This window comes from Dechloromonas sp. CZR5 (assembly GCF_008711155.1).
In the GTDB taxonomy this organism is placed as follows: Bacteria; Pseudomonadota; Gammaproteobacteria; order Burkholderiales; family Rhodocyclaceae; genus Azonexus.
The window spans coordinates 776,557-794,944 of record NZ_VUYQ01000001.1 but is presented as its reverse complement, the minus strand read 5'-3'; the positions used below and the strand labels follow the sequence as shown (position 1 = coordinate 794,944).

Below are 18,388 nucleotides of genomic sequence, written 5' to 3'. Positions count from 1 at the left end.
GCCGCCCTGTCCATGGCTTACTTCTTGTCGGCCCCGCACTTGGCTTCGCCGCACTTGCCATCCTTCTTCTTGTCGGCGCCCTTCTTGTCGGCACCGCATTTTGCTTCGCCGCACTTACCGTCCTTCTTCTTTTCCATGCCGCCCTTCCGGTCGGCGCCGCACTTGGCCTCGCCGCATTTGCCATCCATTTTCTTGTCGGCCTGGGCCAGTTGATAGCCTGCGCTCAATTGCTTGGCGGCAAACGGATTGTCGGCAGCCTGAGCAGCCGAACCGAAGGTGGCGGCAGCAAGCAGCGAACAGACGCTCAGGGAAACGAGGTTTTGCTTTTTCATGATTTTCTCCGTAGTGGTTGGGATATCGCGAGCGCATGGTTGGTTCGCTCGAATGATTGGTCGGCAGAAATACGGATTTGTTACACCCTTGGCCGTTTTTTTTCGCACGATGCAAAATTGCCAGACTCCTACTTTTGGCAGGATTGACGTAAATCTCAGCCAAGCCTAGCCTGACAATGGCAATGCAAGCGGATGACACGGTTCGGTGACTCCATTTTTGGTTTCCCATCAGGAGGGCCCAGTGACCGGAAAGCCAGCGGTAGAGAGACAGCACGACAGAGAGAGCACGACGACAGCGCCGTGCGGGGTGGCGCATACCCATGCCCCTGTCCAGCCGCGCCATGTCTCGCTGCGCACCAGCCTGCTCGTCCTGGTTCTCATCTGCGTGCTGCCCGGCGTCGCGCTCAGCTCCTATCTGGTCCTGACCAACTATCAACTGGAAAAGCGCCAGGTCGCCAGCGAGACGGAGCGCCTGGCCGGCCAGATCCTCGTCGAGCTTGATCGCGAACTGGCCGCCATGGAATCCGGCCTGCGCGTGCTGGCTACCGCCGAACCGCTCAAAAGCGGCGAACTGCAGCGCTTTCATGAAATCGCCAGCGCGGCCATCAAATCCCAGCCGGCCTACGCCTACATCCTGATCGACCAGCAGGGCAGGCAAGTCCTCAATACCCTGCGCCCCTATGGCGCCCCCCTGCCGGAGAGCGGCAATCCGACGCAACTGGCGGAGATATTCGAATCCGGAAAAACCGTCCTGACCGATCTGTTCATCACCCCCCTTGCCGGGAAACAGGCCATTGCCCTGGGCGTACCGGTCTATGGAGGGGACGGCACGATCATCTATACCCTGGTCGTCGGATTCCTGCCCGAACAACTGAACCAGCTGCTCAACCGTCAGCCGATTCCGGACGGCTGGCTGGCCGCGGTCATCGACGGTGCCGGAACGTTGGTTGCGATTTCCCGCGATGCCGACCAGTTCGTCGGCCGGAAAGCGCTGCCCGATTTGCGCCAGCGGCTGCAGGACGACATGCACGGCTCCCTGTCGACAACGACCGAGGACGGTACCGAGGTAACCACGGCATACGCCCGTTCGGCGCGCTGGAACTGGAGCGTCGCCACCGGCGCCCCCAAGTCGCTGATCGAGGCCGAGATGGTTCGCCTGTTCACCGGCATCGGCCTGACCGCGCTGTTCTTCATCGTTGCCGGCAGTTGGCTGGCCGCGGTGATCACCCGCCGCGTGCTGTCGTCAGTCGAATACCTCAACGATGCGGCGCTTGCCCTGCGCGACGGCAAGCCGCTCGCCCCGCCGCGGATACAGCTCTACGAAGCCGAAGCGGTCGGCGAAGCCATCGTGCAGGCCTCGCACCTGATGGCAGAGGTCCATCACCGCGCCTATCACGACCCATTGACCGAACTGGCCAACCGCGCCCTCTTCTACGAACTCCTCCAGCATGAGCTCGCCGTTGCCGAACGCGAAAACGGCCACCTGGCGGTACTCGCCATCGACCTGGACAATTTCAAGGTGGTCAACGACGAAGAGGGACACCCCGCCGGCGACCACCTTCTCGAAGCCGTCGCCCGCCGTATCGAGTCGGCCATCCGGGCCTCGGACGCGGCGGCCCGCATGGGCGGCGACGAGTTCGCCATCCTGCTCGTCGATGCCGACCGCGATAGCGCCGAGGAAACCGCCCAGCGCCTCGTCACGCGCCTGGCCGAACCCTACGAAGGGATATGCAGCCCGGTCAGCGCCAGCATCGGTATCGCCATCTACCCCACGCACGGCCAGGATATCTGCCAGTTGCTGGAAAACGCCGACCGCGCCTTGTACCTTGCCAAGCATGGCGGCCGCAACGCCTTCCGGCTCGCCGTCGACCGCTGCCCAGCGTCCTGCGACTGAACAGCGCGCCAGAGGCCGATTGTTCGATCGGCAAGCCTCCGCTATCCTGCTGCCCGCAGCCCAATCCAAGGAAAAGTCGTGTTCTACATCGTCGAAAGCAGCAAGTCGTTCTACGAAGCCAACTTCGACCTGGGGCCGGTCGTCGAGCGCCTGGGTTTCAGCATCCTGCATCGCCAGGACATCGGCGAACTCCTGCAGCGGCGGGGAATCGATATCGACGAGGATTGCCAGGTACACGAGGTCATCCATTACCGCTACGCCGCCGACCTGCTGGCGATCGACATGCGCCTGGGCCTGGCGCTCCCCTGGCGTATCTCGGTATTCACCGAAAACGGCACCACCCGCATCGGCCTCGTCCGCCCGCAGGCACTGGCCGAAGCATGCAGCAGCGACAGCGAGGCGGCGCGCATCGTCGCCGACATCGAAGCCCGGCTGATCATGGTCGTGGACGAAACGCGCTGACCCTCCCCCGCTTCCCTTTCTTACCCTTCCCCTTGCCCGCCCGATGATCGTTCGCCCCCACCTCCACTGGTTCCGCCTGCTCTTCGTCTGGCGCGGTTCGGTACTCCCGTACATCGCCACCCGGCTGCTGCTCGTCCTGGCGGTATCCATCGCCAGCGTCCTCAGCCTGGACTGGTGGATGAACGCGCATGCCGCCTCGGCGCTCTCCATCCCGCCCTTCACGCTGATGGGGGTCGCGCTGGCCATCTTCCTCGGCTTTCGCAACTCGGTCAGCTACGAGCGTTACTGGGAGGCCCGCAAGCAGTGGGGCGCCCTGCTCATCGCCGCGCGCTCGCTGACCCGCGAAATCGTCAGCTTCGCGCCTCCTGAAATCGAGTTGCACCAGCGCATCGCGCGCACGCTGGCCGCCTTCGCCTACGCCCTCAAGCACCAATTGCGGCGCACCGATCCCCGGGCCGACCTGGCCAGCCGGCTCGACCCGGCGCTCGTCGAGCACGTCTGCGCCGCCCGCTTCCCGCCTTCCGCACTGCTCCTCGTCCTCGGGCGCGAACTCGCTGCCGCACAACGCACTGGCGCGATCAGCGACCTGCAGCTGCTGGCCATGGATCGCAACCTCAACCTGCTCACCGAGGCCTCCGGCGCCTGCGAGCGGATCGCCAACACGCCGATTCCGTACACCTACCGCGTACTGATGAACCGGACGGTCATGGTCTATTGCCTGCTGCTGCCCATCGGTCTCAGCACCTCGATCGGCTGGCTGACCGCCGTCGTCGCGCCGTTCATCGCCTACACTTTCCTTGCCCTCGATGTCATCGGCGAACAGATCGAGGAACCCTTCGGCACCGAACCGAACGATTTGGCCCTCGCCTCGATGTGCCACGGCATCGAAACATCGGTCTGCGAACTGGTCGGCGAAACGCCCCGCAGCACGGTGCCTGAAGTCATCGATTACGTCGTTACCTGAGCAACCGACCCGGGCTGCGGTAGCCCGGCCATCAGCGCATCAGTTTGCCGCCGGCACCAATGATCGTCAGTTCGACGAACTGGCTGCCCTCGTGGCTCTGCGCCGAAAAATCGACGACATGGCCGCCCAGCTCGAAGGGCACGCCTTCCAGGGCCTTCACCACGGCCTCGCGCGTCGGTTGCGGGCCGGCCCGCCGGAGCGCCTCGAGCAGCACCTTGCCATAAATGAACCCTTCCATCCCGGTCACCGTCGGCTGCACCCCCGGGTGCCGCCTGCCCAGTGCCTTCTGATACTCGCGCGCCAGCGGCATCACCCCGGAAAACGGAAACGGCACCACCTGGACGATGCCCAGTCCGCGCGCCCGTTCGGCACCGATCCGCTCGACAATCTCCCGGTCGTTGTTGACCGATAGCGCATAGAGCTGGGCAACGCCGCCACGCGCCCGATAGGCCTGGACGAAGGCCGCCGTGGCCTGGGTATTCGAGGCCATCACGATAGCCTGCACGGTGCTTGCCTTGAGCAGGGTATCGACCGCTGCGTCGACCTGGGTCGTGTTCTTGGCGTACCCGGCGCTCGCCACCAGGGTCAGGTTGCGCTTGCCAAGCGCCTTGCGCGCCGACTCCAGACCATCATGGCCGAAGGGATCGTCCTGATAGAAAACGCCAAACTGGCGACTGCCGATGGCGGAAGCCATTTCGACCAGCTTCTCCATCTCCAGCTCATAGCTTGCCCGCAGATGGAATACCAGCGGGTGCCCCGGCTGACGCATATTGACGGCGCCGGTGCGCACCCCAACGATGGGCAGGCCCGCCTCGTCGACAACACCCTGTTTCAGGAGCGCCGCCATGTTTCCGGTACCGACCAGACCGAGCAGCGCCACCGGCTTGTCCGCCCTTCTGGCGACCTCGCGGGCCAGACGTACCGTCTCCTCCACCTTGTAGCCGTCATCCAGCGATTCGAGCACGACTTTCTGGCCGAGCACACCCCCCTTGTCGTTGGCTTCGCGGAAGGCCAGTTCGGCTCCCTGCCGGAGCAACTTGCCCGTATCGGCCAGCGGCCCGCTGAGCGGCGCAATCTGTACCACCTTGATATCGGCAAGAACGGCACCCGACGAGAACAAAACTGTCAGCCCAACCAGGCCGGCACGTATCCACCTTGACTGAAAACGACTCACAATCACCCTTTCCGGAAAGCTGTTCAATGGCGCCACCAATCTCCACGGCAGGCCGTCATTTCATAATACAGAATCTATATCCGCATGTTGAAACGAAAAATTGTGGCTACTACGTAACGCTGCCACGGCCGGCAGCACCGGGCGTTTCCTGCGGCCCACGGGCAGCACGTATAATCGTCGCCTCCCGATTTCACGACACCCCCCGCCCATGCCCGCCGTCTTACGTGCCGCCCTCATCCTGTCCGTCACCCTGCTCGCCGCCTGCGGCGAGCCCGAGGACACCCGCCCCGGGCAGCCGGTCAAGCAGCGCCAGCAAGCCTTCAAGGAGATCATCAAGTCCTTCGAACCGATGGGCGTGATGCTGCGCAAGGGCTCGTACGACGCCGAGCGTTTCGGAAAATTCACGGCCGAACTGGTCGCCAAGCGCGATCTGCCGTGGAGCCACTTCGGCCCCGACACCAACTACCCGCCGACCAAGGCGACGCCGGAGGTGTGGAACCAGCCGGAAGCCTTCGAGAAGGAAAAGCAAGGCTTCATCGCCGCCACCGACAAGCTGCAGACTGCCGTCCAGGGCGGCGACAAGACCGGTATCGAGAAGGCCTACGACGCGGTGCACGACAGCTGCAAGTCCTGCCACAAGCAGTTCAAGGTCCGCTGAGGAAAACCCATGCTGCGCATCACCGAACTGAAGCTGCCTCTTGACCATGCCGCAGACGCCCTGCGCCCGGCCGTCCTCCAGCGCCTGGGCGTTGCCGATGGCGAGCTGCTGGGCTTCAGCATTTTCCGGCGCGGCTACGATGCCCGCAAAAAATCGGCGATTTCGCTGATTTACACGCTCGATTGCGACCTGCGCGACGAAGCGGCCGTCTTCAAGCGCCTGCACGGCGACCGCAACGTCAGCCCGACGCCGGACATGGCCTACAAGGTCGTCGCCCAGGCGCCGGCCGGACTCTCCGAGCGCCCCATCGTCATCGGCATGGGCCCTTGCGGCTTCATGGCCGCCCTGCTCCTGGCCCAGATGGGTTTTCGTCCCATCGTGCTGGAGCGCGGCAAGATCGTCCGCGAGCGAACCAAGGACACCTGGGGCCTGTGGCGCAAGAACACGCTGAATCCGGAATCGAACGTCCAGTTCGGCGAAGGTGGTGCCGGCACGTTCTCGGACGGCAAGCTGTACAGCCAGATCAAAGATCCCAACTTCTACGGCCGCAAGGTGCTGGAAGAGTTCGTCAAGGCCGGCGCCCCCGAGGAAATCATCTACGTCAGCAAGCCGCACGTCGGCACCTTCCGGCTGGTCAAGATGGTCGAGAACATCCGCCAGACCATCGTCGACCTGGGCGGCGAAATCCGCTTCGAGGCCAAGGTGGACAAGTTGCTGCGCGAGGATGGGCAGGTCTTCGGCGTCGAACTCGCCGGCGGCGAGCGCCTGATGAGCCGCCACGTCGTGCTCGCTGTCGGCCACAGCGCCCGCGATACCTTCCAGATGATCCATGACTGTGGCGTCTACGTCGAAGCCAAGCCCTTCGCCATCGGCTTCCGCGTCGAACACCCGCAAACGCTGATCGACCACGCCCGGTTCGGTCCCAATGCCGGCAACGAAATCCTCGGCGCCGCCGACTACAAGCTGGTGCACCACTGCAAGAACGGGCGTGCCGCCTACAGCTTCTGCATGTGCCCCGGCGGCCAGGTCGTCGCCGCCACCTCGGAACCCGGCCGCGTCGTGACCAACGGCATGAGCCAGTATTCCCGTGCCGAACGCAACGCCAACTCGGCGCTGGTCGTGAATATCGATCCCGCCGATTTCCCCGGCGATTTCAAGAAGTACCCGCTGATCGGCATGGATTTCCAGCGCCACTGGGAATCGGCAGCCTTCGTCGCCGGCGGTGGCGACTATAGCGCCCCGGCGCAAAAAATCGGTGATTTCCTCGCCGGCCGTCCATCCACGGCACAAGGCAATGTCGAACCGTCCTATCAGCCGGGGGTCCATTGGACCGACCTGGCGAGCTGCGTTCCATCCTACGTAACCGAAGCCCTGCGCGAGGCCATCCCCGCCTTCGACCGCCAGATCAAGGGCTTCGCCATGGCCGATGCCGTACTCACCGGCGTCGAGACGCGCACCTCATCCCCCATCCGCATCAAGCGTGGCCCCGATTTCCAGAGCATCAACACCCGCGGCCTCTACCCGGCAGGTGAAGGGGCCGGCTACGCGGGCGGCATCCTGTCGGCGGGCGTGGACGGCATCAAGGTCGCCGAAGCCGTCGCTCTTTCCATGCTCGCCTCTCCGACCCAGGCCGCATGAGCATCGGCATTCCGCTCGCCTCCTCCTTCATCGAAGTAGGAGCTTGATACCGGCGGACTGAGGTCCTTGGCCGTTCGGCCGATGCAGCCTGTATCTTCACAAAAAAAAGCCGCCCCGAAGGGCGGCAAGAGGAGACTTCCGGGCGGGTAGCCCGGGTCGCTGGATCAAGCGGTGCGGAAGCGCGCAACGGCTTCGACCAGACCGTCGGAGAGCCCGCTCAGTTCGTGGGCCGAACCGGCGACGGCGCCGACGGCGGTGTGGTTTTCCTCGATCATCTGGACGATGTTCTCGACGCGGTTGGCAAGCTCCTGGCTGGCGCTTGACTGTTCGCTGAGTGCCGAAGCGACATCGTCGATGACGCCGGTGACGCGGCGCGCACCTTCATCGATTTCGCGGACGGATTCGCCGGCATGGCGGGCCTTTTCCATGCCTTCGCGCATCTGCGTCACGGTAGCTTCCATGCTGTTGGTCATGCTGCGGCTGCGCCCCTGAATGGTGTTCACCATCTGGGTGATTTCCTGAGCTGAGGTGGCGGAACGCTCGGCCAGCTTGCGCACTTCGTCGGCGACGACGGCGAAGCCGCGGCCCATTTCGCCGGCACGGGCGGCTTCGATGGCGGCATTGAGGGCGAGCAGGTTGGTCTGGTCGGCAACGTCCTTGATGACGCTGACAATGGTCGAAATGCGTTCCGATTCGCTGCCCAGTTCATGGGCGCTGGCGGCGCTTTCTTCCATGGTTTGCGACAGGCGGCCGATTTCGGCGATCAGGGCGGCGATCTGGTTGGCCCCGGCAGTGGCGCCTTCGCTGGCGGTCTGGGCCAGTTGGCGGGCATCGCCCGACAGGCTGGCGACGTGGCTGATGCTGGCCGACATCTGTTCGAGGGCTGCAGCCATGGCCGAAGCGGATTCGGACTGTTCTTCGGAACTGCTGCGCACCTGTTGCGCCGCACCGCTCAGCTCGCCCGAGGTCGAGGCCACGCGGTCGGCGCTGGTACGGACCTGACCGATGGCGTTGCGCAGGGCTTCGCTCATCCTCTTGACCCCTGCTTCAAGGCGAGCGATCTCGTCCTTGCCTTGCGGGTCAAGCGTCACCGTCAGGTCGCCGGCGGCAATCGATTCGACGGCCTGCAGCACCTGGGAAACCGGCGTGACGATCGAACGGGTGATGAATAGCGCACCGCCCACGGCAATGATCAGCGCGACGACGAGCAACGTGCTCATCTGGGTTTTGGCGGTGTTGTAGGCGCTGAGCGCCTCCTTCATCGCCTCGGCGTTCAACTCGTCCTCGATTTTGGAGAGTGCCTCGAGTTCGTCGCGCACCTTGTTCAGATCCTTGCGCACGACCAGCGCGATGCTTTGCGCTTCGTTCTCCTTGCCGGCGACTGCGGCGCTGACCATGTTGTCGCCCATGGCGCGGGCTTCCTTGTTGGCCACCATCACCTTTTCCAGCTGCGCGAATTCCTTGGGCAGACCACCGGTTTCCTTGAACATCTTTTCCAGGGCATCGTGCGTCGTACTGAATTCCTCACGCAATTTGGCCAGCCGTTCGATCGCGGCCGTCCGACCGGCGGCATCGTGGGCGAGTACCACCTCGTTACCGAGCAGCGCCCGACCGTCGAGAATGATGCGCAAACGCAGCGCCAATTCCTTTTCCGGCGTATTGACGTTGGCTATCTCATTGTATTTTTCATTTATTTGAGACATTTGATAAATACCGGCGCCGGCAATAATGGCAACCAGCAGTGTCAGCAGACCGAAACTCAGCGCCAGGCGCAGTCCGATAGCCATGTTTTTCAGCATAATGCCTCCTCGATCAATGTTTCCAGCTAAACCTCGTGCCAGCAATCTGCCAGCTTCTAATTATCAATTACTAAAGTAATAGATACTGATCCGATATTGAGGCTGCTTACTGACCAAAACCTGACAAGTTGATAAATTTCTATATTTTCGACATTTCGTTTTCAATTTTTCAACTCTGTTACACACGTCGAAAACACCGGTAACTGGCGATTGATTGGCGATCAGATCAGGATGGGGTTGAAGATGCCGAAACCACCCGGAAAGCCGCATGCAGCCTTGATCATCGCGGCATACCCTGGCAGTCCCCGGTAGCCGGCGAGTAGCGTTGAGAAGCATGATCGCAATGATCGGCATCCACCTGTCACAAACAGTAACAATTCTCATTTGCAAACCAAGAAAAAATCTTTATGATGAGAATAGTTCTCATCTATTGGAGGTGCCATGAACAGCCTGATCGTTCACGTCTCGATTGCCGCCCTGCTGCTCGGCGCAGCGCTGGTCATCGCCTTTCCGGCCTGAGGAGCACGCCATGCCTTCCCGCGAAATATGGGCCGGTGCCTTGAGCCTGCTGCTGTTGCACGAAGAAACCGGCTGCATCCACTCGGCGCACAACGCCGCCCGCCTGCTCGACCAGATCTGCGATGCAGACGATATCGACGATGACACCCGCAAGCTCTGCGAACGAGCCAGCGCTCGCCTGTCCTGCCAGGAGAATCGCCATGCTTGCCCCGCTTAAGGATCGCAGCATCCTGGCGCGCTCAGGCGCAGACAGCGACCCGGAAGGCGCAGCGGAAACCCGGCTGCGCAAGGCCCTTCGCGAAGCCCGCCAGGCGCTGCGGCAAGCGGCCATCAAAGGCGTTCGCGAAAGCGTGACGCTAACCAACGAGATCAATCGCCTGACCGAGGAAAAGCGGCAATTGCGCCAGCGCCTGGACGAACTCGAAAATGGACAGACCATCGTCGCCCTCGGCCAGCAATTGGTGGCCTTGCGTGCCGAAAACGACGCTCTGATCGATGCCGCCCGTCGGGTCTGCCGCCTCAACCGCAGCCTGCGTATCGCCCATGGCGAGTGCGAACGCCTGCGCACGGCGCGGGCTCGTGCGCTCGACCATCTGCAAACCCGCGTCTCCGAAGACGCCAACACCTGATCCCTCAGCCAGCCCCCCGGGAACCCCGGTCAGCCAGCCAATTGCCTTGCCCGGAGTCTGACCATGCCCGATCACCCGTTTCATGTCGCCGGCGGCCTGTTCGCCGCCAAAAACGCCCCCGCCCCGGAAATCGATACCGGCTTTCTCAATCGCCCGCAGGCCGAGCAGCCGGAGACGGTGAACTCATCCCGTCGCCGCCATCTCTGGGATATCCCCCATAAATTCCACTGCCCGGTCGTCGGCACCTGCTTCGCGGTGAACGAGCTGCGCACCTTGATGAATAAAGTCATGCATTTGCCCCGCGACACCAGCGACTTCGTGCTGCACACGACCGCCGTCGGCGCCTGCGAGAGCCGCACGGCACTCGCCGAGCTGCTGCATAAAACGCTGGAAAAACGCTACGCCCTGACCGTTCGCCGCTTTGCCACCAGCAAAACAGCAGAAGGCGTGCGCCGCCTGTGGCAGGAAGCCGTGGCCAGCGGCATGGAACTGCCCGGCGCACTATGGGCGGCGTGGACACACCCGGCCTGCGACAGCCTGCTGGAGCACGAAATCTACGGTGACATCCACATGATCCAGCATCAGGTCGGCACGGGAACGCGCACCGACCTCAAGGCGCTGCAGGCACTGCGAGCGGAAAATGCCGAACTGCGCCGCCAGGTCGACACCCTGCGCCAGGATGCCGAAGCGGCCCGCAACGAAAAGGCCAGCGAGACCCGGGCCCTGGGCGAACGGCTGACCGAACTGCGCGCCGAGCAGGCCGGACGGGATGCCTGCATTGCCCGCCTGTCGGCCGATCTGGCCAAGCTGCGCGACAGCATTCCCGATCTGCGCCAGCGGCAAGCCCTGGCCCGCCGCGCCGAGGATGCCGAAGCACGGGCCAGCGCGCTGGTCGCCCAATGCCGCGACCAGGCGGACATGCTGGAACGTCTGAGCCGCCAGCTTGACGAACGGGGAAATACGGCTGACCGCCCCGTGGATACCGTGAAACCACCGATACCGAACGCGGCATCGCTGCGAGAAAGCGCCGCCGAATCGCTCGATGGCAAGTGCGTGCTGTGTGTCGGCGGCCGCTCCGGCGCCATGGATGCCTACCGCGATGCGGTCGAGCGCCAGGGCGGCCGCTTCCTGCACCACGACGGCGGACTGGAAGAGAGCCTGCACCGGATCGACGGCGCGCTGGCGGCAGCCGACCTGGTCATCTGCCAGTCCGGCTGCATCAGCCACAACGCCTACTGGCGGGTAAAGGAGCAATGCAAGCGGACCGGCAAGCCCTGCCTCTTCGTCAAACGCGGCGGCGTCTCCGGTTTCGGGCGGATTCTCGCCGACCTGTGCGGCGAAGAAACGACAGGCGCCGCGACCGGTTGAACCCGGAGATACCGGCAACTCTCGTAATGCCCAAACATTTGTTGACAATAATTCTCATTAACTAAATAATGCAAACCATTCTCGTTTGTTTTTAGCGCCATGAACAACCAGCCCAAACCGCCCGCCCCGACCTTGGCCAGCCTCCCCGGCGCCCAGCGCCCGCGCATCGATAGCGGAACACTCATGCGCGGCGCCCCGGCCGTTGAAATCGAACACGCCGGCCAGCGCTACCTGCTGCGTGTGACTCGTGAAAACAAGCTGATCCTGACCAAGTAGTTTCCCTCCGTTGTAAACCTCTCGTTCCCACAGCCAGCAAGCCGAACGCCAGCAAGCCAAGGGTTTTTTGCCGTGCTATGGGGCGACACTGAAGCAAAACCTATGAGTTACGCCCTCTCCCGCCCACCCACAGCCCGCCGCGGCGGTCTTCTCGGGATCGTTGTCGGCGCCCACATCGGGGTCATCCTGATTGTCATGGCCAGCAAGACGGTCGTACCGCAGATCATGGAAATGCCGCTGGTCGTCGACCTGATCCAGCCAGCGCAGGAAAAACCGCCCGAAACCAAGCCGCTGCCGGTCGTCAAGCCACAACCGGTACGCCAGCAAACGACACCGCAACGCCCCCAGCCGGTCCCGGTCATCGAAGCCACGCAAAGTAGCGCCCCGGCACCGACGGCACCCGTTGCCACGCCACCGGAAATCAAACCCGCGCCGCCCGCCCCACCGGCTCCCGAGCCCGTCGTCCAGGCCCGCTTCGATGCCGATTACCTCAAGAACCCGGCCCCGCCCTACCCGCCGCTGTCCCGGCGCATGGGCGAAGAAGGCAAGGTCATCCTGCGCGTCTCGGTCAGCGCGCAAGGTACGGCCGACAACGTCGAGATCAAGACCTCATCCGGCAGCCAGCGCCTGGACGATTCGGCACAGAAGACCGTCCGCAACTGGAAATTCATTCCCGCCAAGCGCGGCGACACCGCCGTGCAGAGCTGGGTACTGGTCCCGATCATTTTCAAATTGGAGCAATAACATGCAGGAAACCGCACAAAACGCCTTCGGCTTCGCCCACCTGTGGGCGTCCGGCGACATCGTCTCGCATAGCGTCGCCTACGTCCTGGCCGCCATGTCGATCGCCAGTTGGTACCTGATCCTGGCCAAGGCCTGGGACTGGTATCGCACCCGCCGTGCCGCCAAGGCAGTTGCCGGTTTCTGGGCGGCGACCAGCGTCGCCGAAGGCATCGAAAAGCTGCGCCAGGGCGGCGAAGACAGCCCCTATGCCCAGCTCGCCGAGCAGGCCAACTGCTGCAACCACGAATGCGAAGCCGTCACCGGCCGCCTGGCGTCCCGCTTCGACCCGGCCGAGCAGATGGAGCGCGCCCTGCGCCAGCAGCTGTCCACCACCCAGGCCGGCATGGAGAACGGCCTGACCCTGCTCGCCACCACCGGCGCCACCGCGCCCTTCGTCGGTCTGTTCGGCACGGTGTGGGGCATCTACCACGCGCTGGTCGCCATCGGCCTGTCCGGCCAGGCGGCGCTGGAAAAGGTCGCCGGCCCGGTCGGCGAGGCGCTGATCATGACCGCCGCCGGCCTCGCCGTCGCGCTGCCCGCCGTCTTCGCCTACAACGCCTTCACCCGCGCCAACCGCGTCGTGCTGGCCGATCTCGACGCCTTCGCCCACGACCTGCACGCCTTCTTCACCGTCGGCAAGCCCTTCGTCGCCAACAGCGCCCAGATTCACCCGATGCGCGCCCGTGCCGCCACGGAGGCCGCATAACATGGCCATCGGTTCCTTCAATTCGACCGGCAGCCAGATGCCGACGGCGGAAATCAACATGACGCCACTGGTGGACGTGATGCTGGTGCTGCTGATCATCTTCATCATCACCGCGCCGTTGATGACGCACTCGGTCCCGGTCGAGTTGCCGCGCGCCGCCAGCACGCCGACGCCGGAAAAGCCGATGACGCTGCAGGTGTCGATCACCGGCGAGAACCTGATCTATGTCGGCAACGCCACGGTCGACCGCAACGGCCTGGAGCAGAAATTCCGCGAAGCCGTGGCCCAGGACGCCAATGTCGAGATGCACCTCAAGGCCGACCGGGATACGCGCTACGAAACGGTCGCCGAAACGATGAGCGCAGCTCGTCGGGCCGGTCTCACCAAGATCGGTTTCGTCACTCAACCCGGTAACGAGCAACGCTAAGCACGATTTTTCAGTCATTTTCATCAACGCAGTCATCCTCAAGCCAGATTGCCCGCAGAAGATCCGCCACATCAGATAGCGGACGAGTTCAAGGCAGCCAGCCAGGGGAGTTCAGGGAGCAAGTCATGCAATTCGCCAAGAAACTCATCGCCGGCCTCGCGCTGGTCGCCACGCTGTCCGCACCGGCCCTCGCCATCGAATACCCGATCGGCGTGCCGCAACAACGGGCCGGTATGGAAATCGCCGCCGTTTACCTGCAACCGGTCGAAATGGAACCGGAAGGCCACATGCGCAAGGCGTCCGATTCCGACATCCACCTCGAGGCCGATATTCACGCGCTGGCCAACAACCCGAACGGCTTCGAGGAAGGCGCGTGGATTCCCTACCTCGTCGTCAAGTTCGAAGTCACCAAGATCGGCAGCGACTACAAGGTCGCCGGCGAATTCATGCCCATGGTCGCCAACGACGGCCCGCACTACGGCGACAACGTGAAACTGGCCGGTCCGGGCAAGTACAAGGTGAAGTACAACGTCCTGCCGCCGTCGGCCAACCCGCATGCCCACTTCGGCCGCCACACCGACCGCGCCACCGGCGTTCGCCCGTGGTTCAAGCCCATCGAAGTCGAATACGAATTCACCTATGTCGGTATCGGCAAGAAGGGCGGGTACTAAGCCATGCAGCTCGCCAAACTGACCGCTGCGCTGGTCGCGGCGGGCTTGGCCATGCCCGCACTGGCCGCATCCGACGCCGCCATGCTGCAAAAGCTCATGGAACGCATGGAAAAGCTCGAATCCCGCAATGCCGAGCTGGAAAAGGAAGTCCAGTCGCTGAAGGGCGAGAACACCAGGGTCGCCCAGGCGCTGGACAGCCCCCGCCTGTCGGAGAACGAGCCGGAACTGACGGTGCGCCTGAAGGGGGTGGAAAAAGACCAGCTGAACATGAGAAAGGCCCAGAAGATCGCCGAAGGCCTCGAAGGCATCAAGGTCGGCGCTTCGCTGGCTACCGTCGGCCAGAAGGCCATCGGTTTGCCGGATAGCGTGGAAAACGGTACCAGCCAGTTGAACTACCGGGCCGACATTTCGGTCGAGCTGCCGCTCAAGCCGGTCGGCGACATCGAACACAAGCTGTTCGCCCACCTGCGCATGGGCCAGGGCCTCGGTCTCAACGCCCCCTTCTCGAATCTTCGGCTGTTCGCCAACACCCCGAACGCACTTGCCTTCCGCGCCTCCGGCGCCAGCCCGGACGATTCGGTAACCATCCTCGGCCAGGCCTGGTATCAGGCGGCCATTCCCCTGCCGCTGTTCGGCTTCAAGCCTTACTCGCGGGAAACGCTGGAGCTGACCTTCGGCAAGATGGACATCTTCGGCTTCTTCGACCAGAACAAGGGTGCCGGCGACGAGTCGAAGCAATTCCTGAATTCCGTCTTCCTGCACAACCCGCTGCTCGATGCCGGCCGCGAAGTCGGGGTGGATGCCAACGGCTTCCAGCCGGGCTTCGTCGCGTCCTACCTCAACTGGTTCGACAAGCCGCAACCGTGGCGCGTATCGTTCGGCGTTTTCGGCGCCGGCAGCAAGGGCGCCAACTACCAGCACAGCCTGGCGTCGCCGTTGCTGATGGCGCAGGTGGAAAAACAGCTGCGCTTCGACGGCCTGCCCGGCAATTACCGCCTGTACGGCTGGAACCGCAGCCAGGGGATCGAATACACCGGCGACACCGCCCGCCACACCGGCATCGGCGTCTCCATCGACCAGCGCATTGGCGACGGCGTCACCGTCTTCGCCCGCTACGGCAAGATGATCAAGGGCGAGCTGTCCTTCAACCAGGCCGCCACGGTCGGCGCCGAATTCTCGGGTGGCTACTGGAACCGGGGGGCCGACGCCATCGGTATCGCCGGCGCCTGGCTGCAAGCCGGCAAGGCCTACCGTACCAGCGCGCAATCGGCCTGGCTGGACGACAACCAGAGCCAGCTGGCCTATGCGTTCACCCCACAGGGGGCCGAGAAGGTGATGGAAATCTATTACCGCTACCGCCTGTCGCCGCAATTCGAACTGTCGCCGGACTTCCAGTACGTCACCAACGGTGGCGGGAATGCCGATGCCAAGTCGGTCAAGGTCTTCGCGGTCCGCGCCAACATTTCCTATTGAGGAAGACATGAAACACGCTCTCCATTCCGCCGCGCTGGCCCTGCTGTTCGCAGCAGGCTGCGCCGTCGCCGACGACATGCCGACCTTCAAGGTCCTGATGAAGAACGGCCACATCATCCCCGAGGCCGTCGAGGTTCCCGCCAACACCCGTTTCCGCCTGGAAATAAAGAACGAAGGACCGGGCGCGGCGGAATTCGAGAGCCTGGAATTGAAGAAGGAGCTCGTGCTCGCCCCAGGCGTCACCCGCAGCATGGTGTTCTTCCCGCTCAAGCCGGGGACCTACAAGTTCTTCGACGACTTCCACCCGGAAACCGGACAGGCCCGCATCGTCGCCAAATAAGCCATCCGCAGCCAGCCATATGAAAACCGTGGTCTTTCTCGTAACCGACCACCAAGCCAGCAAATACGGAGCACAGCATGGGTAACGCATTTTTTGTCGTTTGGCGGGAAAGCCTCGAAGCTTTCCTGATCGCCGGCATCCTTTACGCCTGGTTGCAGGCCAACGACGACACGGGCAAGGGCAAGCGCGCCCTGTTCCTCGGTCTGGGGGCCGGCGTCGGTCTCGCCTGCCTGCTCGGCTGGGCGCTGCTCGGCGTTCAGGACGAGCTGACCGGCGAGGCGCTGGACCTGTTCCAGACCGCCACGCTGTTCGTCGCCGCCGGCCTGATCACCCAGATGGTGCTGTGGATGCGCAAGCACGGCCGAACCATGAAGGCCCGCCTGCATGCCGACCTCGCCGCCGCCGCCGAGAAATCCGGCCACTTCGGGGTGGCTGTGGTGGCGGCGCTGGCCGTGGCCCGCGAAGGCGCCGAAACGGTGATCTTCCTCTACGGCCTGGCCCAGGGTGGCGAGCTGAGCGCTCTCGCCTTCGGCACCGTCACCGGCCTGGCCGTCGCCGCGCTGACCGCCTGGGTCACCGCGAAGAGCCTGGCCAAACTGAACATCGCCCTGCTGTTGCGCCTGTCGTCCATCCTGCTGCTGGTACTGGCCTCGGCACTGCTCGTCGCCGCCCTCGACCGGCTGATCGGCGCCGGCTACCTGCCGCCGCTGCTCGACCCGGTGTGGGATACCTCGCTGCTGCTCGACGACACCACCAAGGGCGGCAAGCTGATCGCCGACTTCTCCGGCTATCGCGCCCGTCCGTCGCTGTCCGAACTGCTGGTCTGGGCCACCTACTGGGGTGTCGTGCTGTTCGCCTGGCGGAGGACTTCCCGTGGCTGAGCATATCCTGACTTTTCACCCGAGCCAGCCGCGCAGCCGGCTGCAAGCCCTCGGCCTGTGGCTGCGCAAGCATCGTGGCCCGATCATCGCCGTGCAATGGCTGGTCGTCGTGGTCTATACCGGGCTGGTGATCATTCCGGCCTTCCTGCCGCTGCCGCCGGAAGACGCCCACATCTGGGACAACCTTCGCCTGTTCGCCCAGTTCTGCTTCTGGGGCCTGTGGTGGCCGGGCGTGATGATCGCCACGGTGACCATGGGCCGCGTCTGGTGCGGCCTGTTCTGCCCCGAAGGCTTCGTTTCCGAATGGATCAGCCGGTACGGCCGCGGCAAGGCGCTGCCCGGCTGGCTCAAGTGGGCTGGCTGGCCCTTTGTCGCCTTCATCTGCACCACCGTCTACGGCCAGCTGGTCAGCGTTTACGAATACCCGCAGGCCGCCCTGCTGGTGCTGGGCGGATCGACCGTCGCCGCCGTCGTCATCGGCCTGCTCTACGGCCGCGAGAAGCGCATCTGGTGCCGCTACCTGTGCCCGGCCTCCGGCGTCTTCGCCGTACTGGCCAAGATTGCCCCGCTGCATTACAAGGTCGACCGCACCGCCTGGGATCGTTACGAAGGCGAAGTCCAGCCGGTCAATTGCGCACCGCTGGTCGACATCCGGCGCATGACCAGCGCCGGCGAATGCCATAGCTGCGGCCGCTGTGCCGGCCAGCGCGACGCCATCGCCCTGTCCTGGCGTTCGCCCTTCTCGGAAGTGCTCGATTTCAACAACCCGGCCAAGACGCCGGACGTGCTGACCCTGGTCTACGGCGTACTCGGCGTCGCCACCGCCGCCTTCCAATGGACGGTCAGCCCGTGGTTCCTGCACATGAAGCTGGCCATCGCCGAATGGCTGGTCGAACGCGACCATTTCGCCCTGCTCGACAACGACGTGCCGTGGTGGCTGCTCACCCACTACCCGGAAGCCAACGACCTGTTCACCTGGCTCGACGGCGCGCTGATCCTGACTTACCTGATCGGCGGCGGTTTCCTGCTCGGCAGCCTGCTCCTCGTCGGCCCCGCCATCGCCGCCCGCCTGCTCAAGACCGAACACCTGAGCTGGCAGCGCTTCGCCCTCGCACTCGCTCCCATGGCCGCCGCCAGCGTCATCCTCGGCCTGTCGATGCTGACCGTCACCCACCTCAAGGCCGAACACCTGTGGCTCGGCTGGCTGCCGACCTTCCGCATCGCGCTGCTCGGCCTGGGCTCCGCCGGAGCGCTCTGGCTGGCGCTGCAACTGGTACGCCGCTCCGCCGCCGGTTTCCTCGGCAAGAGCATTGCCAGTCTTGCCATGACCCTGCCCGTGGCCTTGATGGCCACCTTGTGGAGCCTGGTCTTCTTCGTCTGGTAAGGCCATCGGC

Annotated in this window: 20 protein-coding genes; 17 read left to right on the top strand and 3 right to left on the bottom strand. The window is 64.0% G+C overall.

The window, feature by feature from the left end; translation table 11 throughout:
* Positions 1 to 17 precede the first annotated feature (17 nt).
* A complete protein-coding gene (locus tag F1002_RS03885) occupies positions 18 to 332 on the bottom strand; it encodes a hypothetical protein (RefSeq protein ID WP_150427698.1) in 315 nt (104 codons plus the stop codon).
* Positions 333 to 573: 241 nt separating this feature from the next.
* Here F1002_RS03885 and F1002_RS03880 point away from each other — a divergent pair, with 241 nt between their 5' ends.
* From F1002_RS03880 to F1002_RS03870, 3 genes are all read left to right on the top strand, one after another.
* Positions 574 to 2,226 (top strand): sensor domain-containing diguanylate cyclase, encoded by a 1,653-nt coding sequence (locus F1002_RS03880; RefSeq protein ID WP_191090294.1) that lies wholly within the window; start codon positions 574 to 576, stop codon positions 2,224 to 2,226.
* A 78-nt stretch (positions 2,227 to 2,304) separates the two neighbouring features.
* Positions 2,305 to 2,688 carry a DUF302 domain-containing protein gene (locus F1002_RS03875; protein WP_223879443.1) on the top strand — a complete coding sequence of 128 codons (384 nt, stop codon included), beginning with the start codon at positions 2,305 to 2,307 and terminating at the stop codon, positions 2,686 to 2,688.
* Positions 2,689 to 2,731: 43 nt separating this feature from the next.
* Positions 2,732 to 3,652, top strand: coding sequence for a bestrophin family protein (locus tag F1002_RS03870; protein WP_150427695.1), 921 nt, complete (start codon positions 2,732 to 2,734; stop codon positions 3,650 to 3,652).
* A gap of 31 nt (positions 3,653 to 3,683) precedes the next feature.
* On the opposite strand, the gene F1002_RS03865 is transcribed toward F1002_RS03870, so the two are convergent.
* Positions 3,684 to 4,826, bottom strand: coding sequence for an ABC transporter substrate-binding protein (locus F1002_RS03865; protein ID WP_191090293.1), 1,143 nt, complete (start codon positions 4,824 to 4,826; stop codon positions 3,684 to 3,686).
* 208 nt (positions 4,827 to 5,034) lie between these two features.
* Here F1002_RS03865 and F1002_RS03860 point away from each other — a divergent pair, with 208 nt between their 5' ends.
* The gene (locus F1002_RS03860) at positions 5,035 to 5,484 is read left to right on the top strand and encodes a cytochrome c (protein WP_150427693.1); all 450 of its coding nucleotides are present in this window, start codon (positions 5,035 to 5,037) and stop codon (positions 5,482 to 5,484) included.
* 9 nt (positions 5,485 to 5,493) lie between these two features.
* On the top strand, positions 5,494 to 7,122 hold the full coding sequence (locus tag F1002_RS03855; protein WP_150427692.1) for an NAD(P)/FAD-dependent oxidoreductase: 1,629 nt from the start codon (positions 5,494 to 5,496) through the stop codon (positions 7,120 to 7,122).
* Between the two features lie 164 nt (positions 7,123 to 7,286).
* Here the strand turns inward: F1002_RS03855 and F1002_RS03850 are convergent, their stop codons facing one another.
* Complete coding sequence (locus tag F1002_RS03850; protein WP_150427691.1) at positions 7,287 to 8,921, bottom strand: methyl-accepting chemotaxis protein; 1,635 nt, start codon at positions 8,919 to 8,921, stop codon at positions 7,287 to 7,289.
* A 529-nt stretch (positions 8,922 to 9,450) separates the two neighbouring features.
* Between F1002_RS03850 and F1002_RS03845 the strand changes: the two genes are divergently transcribed.
* The 12 genes from F1002_RS03845 (at position 9,451) to F1002_RS03790 (ending at position 18,378) form a co-directional block, all read left to right on the top strand.
* On the top strand, positions 9,451 to 9,657 hold the full coding sequence (locus tag F1002_RS03845) for a hypothetical protein (RefSeq protein WP_150427690.1): 207 nt from the start codon (positions 9,451 to 9,453) through the stop codon (positions 9,655 to 9,657).
* Positions 9,641 to 10,069: a hypothetical protein gene (locus F1002_RS03840; protein WP_150427689.1), complete on the top strand. Its 429-nt coding sequence runs from the start codon at positions 9,641 to 9,643 to the stop codon at positions 10,067 to 10,069. Before F1002_RS03845 ends, F1002_RS03840 begins: the two co-directional genes overlap by 17 nt.
* 63 nt (positions 10,070 to 10,132) lie before the next feature.
* A complete protein-coding gene (locus F1002_RS03835; RefSeq protein WP_150427688.1) occupies positions 10,133 to 11,437 on the top strand; it encodes a DUF2325 domain-containing protein in 1,305 nt (434 codons plus the stop codon).
* A 99-nt stretch (positions 11,438 to 11,536) separates the two neighbouring features.
* On the top strand, positions 11,537 to 11,713 hold the full coding sequence (hemP, locus tag F1002_RS03830) for a hemin uptake protein HemP (protein WP_150427687.1): 177 nt from the start codon (positions 11,537 to 11,539) through the stop codon (positions 11,711 to 11,713).
* Positions 11,714 to 11,815: 102 nt separating this feature from the next.
* The gene (locus F1002_RS03825; protein WP_150427686.1) at positions 11,816 to 12,457 is read left to right on the top strand and encodes an energy transducer TonB; all 642 of its coding nucleotides are present in this window, start codon (positions 11,816 to 11,818) and stop codon (positions 12,455 to 12,457) included.
* Position 12,458: 1 nt separating this feature from the next.
* Positions 12,459 to 13,202: a MotA/TolQ/ExbB proton channel family protein gene (locus tag F1002_RS21435; RefSeq protein ID WP_150427685.1), complete on the top strand. Its 744-nt coding sequence runs from the start codon at positions 12,459 to 12,461 to the stop codon at positions 13,200 to 13,202.
* 1 nt (position 13,203) lies between these two features.
* Entirely contained in the window at positions 13,204 to 13,629 is a 426-nt protein-coding gene (locus F1002_RS03815; RefSeq protein WP_150427684.1) for a biopolymer transporter ExbD, read from the top strand.
* A gap of 125 nt (positions 13,630 to 13,754) precedes the next feature.
* The gene (locus F1002_RS03810) at positions 13,755 to 14,300 is read left to right on the top strand and encodes an iron transporter (protein ID WP_150427683.1); all 546 of its coding nucleotides are present in this window, start codon (positions 13,755 to 13,757) and stop codon (positions 14,298 to 14,300) included.
* A 3-nt stretch (positions 14,301 to 14,303) separates the two neighbouring features.
* Entirely contained in the window at positions 14,304 to 15,773 is a 1,470-nt protein-coding gene (locus F1002_RS03805; RefSeq protein WP_150427682.1) for a carbohydrate porin, read from the top strand.
* A 7-nt stretch (positions 15,774 to 15,780) separates the two neighbouring features.
* Positions 15,781 to 16,113, top strand: coding sequence for a cupredoxin domain-containing protein (locus F1002_RS03800; RefSeq protein ID WP_150427681.1), 333 nt, complete (start codon positions 15,781 to 15,783; stop codon positions 16,111 to 16,113).
* A gap of 77 nt (positions 16,114 to 16,190) precedes the next feature.
* Positions 16,191 to 16,994 (top strand): FTR1 family protein, encoded by an 804-nt coding sequence (locus F1002_RS03795; protein ID WP_150427680.1) that lies wholly within the window; start codon positions 16,191 to 16,193, stop codon positions 16,992 to 16,994.
* The gene (locus F1002_RS03790; protein WP_150427679.1) at positions 16,987 to 18,378 is read left to right on the top strand and encodes a 4Fe-4S binding protein; all 1,392 of its coding nucleotides are present in this window, start codon (positions 16,987 to 16,989) and stop codon (positions 18,376 to 18,378) included. Before F1002_RS03795 ends, F1002_RS03790 begins: the two co-directional genes overlap by 8 nt.
* Positions 18,379 to 18,388: the final 10 nt, after the last annotated feature.

What these genes read in the sequence shown, in the direction of transcription:
- F1002_RS03885 (WP_150427698.1), bottom strand. Translation starts at nt 332, where the DNA reads ATGAAAAAGCAAAACCTCGTTTCCCTGAGCGTCTGTTCGCTGCTTGCT.
- F1002_RS03870 (WP_150427695.1), top strand. Translation starts at nt 2,732, where the DNA reads ATGATCGTTCGCCCCCACCTCCACTGGTTCCGCCTGCTCTTCGTCTGG.
- F1002_RS03860 (WP_150427693.1), top strand. Translation starts at nt 5,035, where the DNA reads ATGCCCGCCGTCTTACGTGCCGCCCTCATCCTGTCCGTCACCCTGCTC.
- F1002_RS03855 (WP_150427692.1), top strand. Translation starts at nt 5,494, where the DNA reads ATGCTGCGCATCACCGAACTGAAGCTGCCTCTTGACCATGCCGCAGAC.
- F1002_RS03850 (WP_150427691.1), bottom strand. Translation starts at nt 8,921, where the DNA reads ATGCTGAAAAACATGGCTATCGGACTGCGCCTGGCGCTGAGTTTCGGT.
- F1002_RS03845 (WP_150427690.1), top strand. Translation starts at nt 9,451, where the DNA reads ATGCCTTCCCGCGAAATATGGGCCGGTGCCTTGAGCCTGCTGCTGTTG.
- F1002_RS03840 (WP_150427689.1), top strand. Translation starts at nt 9,641, where the DNA reads ATGCTTGCCCCGCTTAAGGATCGCAGCATCCTGGCGCGCTCAGGCGCA.
- F1002_RS03835 (WP_150427688.1), top strand. Translation starts at nt 10,133, where the DNA reads ATGCCCGATCACCCGTTTCATGTCGCCGGCGGCCTGTTCGCCGCCAAA.
- hemP (WP_150427687.1), top strand. Translation starts at nt 11,537, where the DNA reads ATGAACAACCAGCCCAAACCGCCCGCCCCGACCTTGGCCAGCCTCCCC.
- F1002_RS03825 (WP_150427686.1), top strand. Translation starts at nt 11,816, where the DNA reads ATGAGTTACGCCCTCTCCCGCCCACCCACAGCCCGCCGCGGCGGTCTT.
- F1002_RS21435 (WP_150427685.1), top strand. Translation starts at nt 12,459, where the DNA reads ATGCAGGAAACCGCACAAAACGCCTTCGGCTTCGCCCACCTGTGGGCG.
- F1002_RS03815 (WP_150427684.1), top strand. Translation starts at nt 13,204, where the DNA reads ATGGCCATCGGTTCCTTCAATTCGACCGGCAGCCAGATGCCGACGGCG.
- F1002_RS03810 (WP_150427683.1), top strand. Translation starts at nt 13,755, where the DNA reads ATGCAATTCGCCAAGAAACTCATCGCCGGCCTCGCGCTGGTCGCCACG.
- F1002_RS03805 (WP_150427682.1), top strand. Translation starts at nt 14,304, where the DNA reads ATGCAGCTCGCCAAACTGACCGCTGCGCTGGTCGCGGCGGGCTTGGCC.
- F1002_RS03800 (WP_150427681.1), top strand. Translation starts at nt 15,781, where the DNA reads ATGAAACACGCTCTCCATTCCGCCGCGCTGGCCCTGCTGTTCGCAGCA.
- F1002_RS03795 (WP_150427680.1), top strand. Translation starts at nt 16,191, where the DNA reads ATGGGTAACGCATTTTTTGTCGTTTGGCGGGAAAGCCTCGAAGCTTTC.